Genomic DNA, 2,496 nt, shown 5'->3' with positions numbered 1-2,496 from the left:
GCGCGGCGCTGCTGGGGGCGGTGGCCCGGCTGCGCGGTGCGGACGACCCGACGGACCGGCGGGTGGCGGCGGTGACCGCGCGGGCGGTGGCCGCGCTGGGCCACGAGGGCTTCGAGGCGGCGCACCGGCGCGGGCGGGAGCTGCCCCGGGAGGAGGCGGTGGCGCTGGTGGACCCCGAGCGGTTCGTGCGGCAGCGGCCCGCGGGGTGAGCGCGGCGGTGCCGTCGCGGTCGGGAGGTGCGGGTCGGGAGGTGCGGGTCAGGAGGTGCGCAGGGCGAAGCGGCGCGGGCCGATCCGCAGCGCCACCGGCCGCACGTGCCGGTGCCGGGGGCGGTAGCCGGTGCCGGCGCCCACGAGCGCCGGCAGGGCGAGGACGAACGCCGTGACCACCGCGAGGACGGCGAGCGCGGAGGCGGCGGCACCGGGGGCGGGGCGGGAGCCGGTGCGCTCCACGAGGTGTCTGGCCACGGCGGCAGCATGCCAGCGCCGGGCGGCGGCACCTCGCACCCCGCCGCCCGGCGTGGCGCGACCGGCCGGGTCAGGCGCGGCGCCGGTAGGCGCGCACCGCCAGCGGCGCGAACACGGCCACCAGCCCCACCATCCACGCCACGGTCCACGTCAGCGGGCCGGCCACGGGACCGCCGAGCAGCAGCCCCCGCACGACGTCCACCAGGTGCGTCACGGGGTTCACCCGCACGAACGCCTCCAGCCACCCCGGCATGCTGTCGGCCGGGACGAACACGTTGCTGCCGAACGTCAGCGGCATGACCAGCATGAACATCACCCCCTGCACCGCACCGGGGCTGCGGGCGAGCATCCCGACGAGCACGGAGATCCAGCAGAACGACAACCCGAACGCCACGGACACCCCCAGGGCCGCGACGACGTCCAGCGCCCCGGTCTGCACGCGGAACCCGAGCACCGAGCCGGCGACCACGAGCACGGTGAACACGAGCAGGTAGCGCACGACGTCGGCGAGCACCGCGCCCACCAGCGGCGCCGAGCGGGCGATGGGCAGGGACCGGAACCGGTCGAACACGCCGTTCTCGATGTCGGCGTTGAGGTTCTGCCCGAGGGCGAAGCCCCCCAGTGCCAGCGACTGGGCGATCACCCCGGGCACGAGCGCCTGCAGGTACTCGTGGCGGTCGCCGCCGGAGATCGCGCCGCCGAACACGTAGGTGAACAGCAGCAGGAAGACGACCGGCTGGACCGTCACGTCGAGGAGCGCCTCGGGGGTGCGGGCGGTCTTGACGAGGCTGCGCCCGGCCAGGGCCAGGACGTGGCGCAGGCCGCGCAGCGGCCCGGGTGCGTCGGCCGCCTCGCGCCGCGGCACGGCGCGCTGCGCGGTCCGCGCTGCGCGGGAACGGGTCTCGGTGCTCACGCGGCGACCTCCTCGGGGTTCGGGGGGTTCTCGGGGTTCCGGGGGTTCTCGGGGTTCGCCGCGCGGGCGCCACCGGTGAGGGCGGTGAACACCTCGTCGAGCGTGGGCAGGTGCAGGGACAGCTCGTGCACCGCCAGGCCGCGCCCGGCGAACCGCGCCACCGCCGCGGTGAGCGCGCCGTCGTCGGTCACGGGGACGGCGGCGGTGCCGCGGGGCAGCCGGGCGGCGCGCTCGCCGGTGACCTCGCCCAGCACCTCGCACACGTCGTCGAGGTCGGCGGGGTCGTCCGGGCGCACGGTCAGGGTGCGCCCGCCGACGCGGCGCTTGAGGCCCTCGGGGGTGTCGTGGGCGATGACGCGCCCGGAGTCGATGACGCTGATCTCGTCGGCGAGCTGGTCGGCCTCCTCCAGGTACTGCGTGGTGAGCAGCACCGTGGAACCGTCGGCGACGAGCCGGCGCACCACGTCCCACATGTCCTCGCGCTTGGCGGGGTCCAGGCCGGTGGTGGGTTCGTCGAGGACGACGACGGCGGGGCGCCCGACGAGGCTGGCGGCCAGGTCGAGGCGGCGGCGCATCCCGCCGGAGTAGGTGCCGGCGCGGCGGCCCGCGGCGTCGGTGAGGCCGAAGTCCTCCAGCAGCTCGGTGGCGCGGCGCCTGGCCGCGGGGCCGTCCAGGTCGAGCAGCCGGCCGATGAGGACGAGGTTCTGCAGGCCGGTGAGGTCCTCGTCGACGGCGGCGTACTGGCCGGTGAGGCCGACGAGGCGGCGCACGGCCGCGGGCTCGCGGACCACGTCGTGCCCGGCGACGCGGGCGGTGCCGGAATCGGGGCGCAGCAGCGTCGCCAGCACCTTCACGGCGGTGGTCTTGCCGGCGCCGTTGGGGCCCAGGACGCCGAGGACGGTGCCCTGGCGGGCCAGCAGGTCGACCCCGTCGAGGGCCTGGGTGGTGCCGAAGCGCTTGCGCAGCCCCTCGGCCTCGATCGCGTGGGTCACGGTGGTCCTCCCCGCTCGGTGGTGGTCTGCCCCCACCGTGGACGGGCGCGCTGCCGCGGGGCTGGCGCCCGGCGGGCGCACGCGGGGCGCGCTGGCACGGCGCTGCCGCGCCGCTGGCACGGCG

The 2,496-nt window shown here is 77.4% G+C and carries 4 protein-coding genes; 1 reads left to right on the top strand and 3 read right to left on the bottom strand.

Going from position 1 to position 2,496, the window contains the following annotated elements:
• Positions 1 to 209 (top strand): hypothetical protein (locus ABEB16_RS21915; protein WP_345714283.1); only part of this gene is annotated, 209 nt, incomplete at its 5' end.
• A 48-nt stretch (positions 210 to 257) separates the two neighbouring features.
• Here the strand turns inward: ABEB16_RS21915 and ABEB16_RS21910 are convergent.
• From ABEB16_RS21910 to ABEB16_RS21900, 3 genes are all read right to left on the bottom strand, one after another.
• Entirely contained in the window at positions 258 to 467 is a 210-nt protein-coding gene (locus ABEB16_RS21910) for a hypothetical protein (protein ID WP_345714282.1), read from the bottom strand.
• Between the two features lie 70 nt (positions 468 to 537).
• The gene (locus tag ABEB16_RS21905; RefSeq protein WP_425560294.1) at positions 538 to 1,380 is read right to left on the bottom strand and encodes an ABC transporter permease; all 843 of its coding nucleotides are present in this window, start codon (positions 1,378 to 1,380) and stop codon (positions 538 to 540) included.
• Positions 1,377 to 2,372, bottom strand: coding sequence for an ATP-binding cassette domain-containing protein (locus ABEB16_RS21900; RefSeq protein WP_345714281.1), 996 nt, complete (start codon positions 2,370 to 2,372; stop codon positions 1,377 to 1,379). Before ABEB16_RS21900 ends, ABEB16_RS21905 begins: the two co-directional genes overlap by 4 nt.
• Positions 2,373 to 2,496: the final 124 nt, after the last annotated feature.

Origin of the sequence: Kineococcus glutinatus (assembly GCF_039542765.1) — a bacterium.
Classification (GTDB): domain Bacteria; phylum Actinomycetota; class Actinomycetes; order Actinomycetales; family Kineococcaceae; genus Kineococcus_A; species Kineococcus_A glutinatus.
The sequence above is the reverse complement of the archived record's forward strand: the minus strand, read 5'-3'. Positions and strand labels throughout refer to the sequence as shown.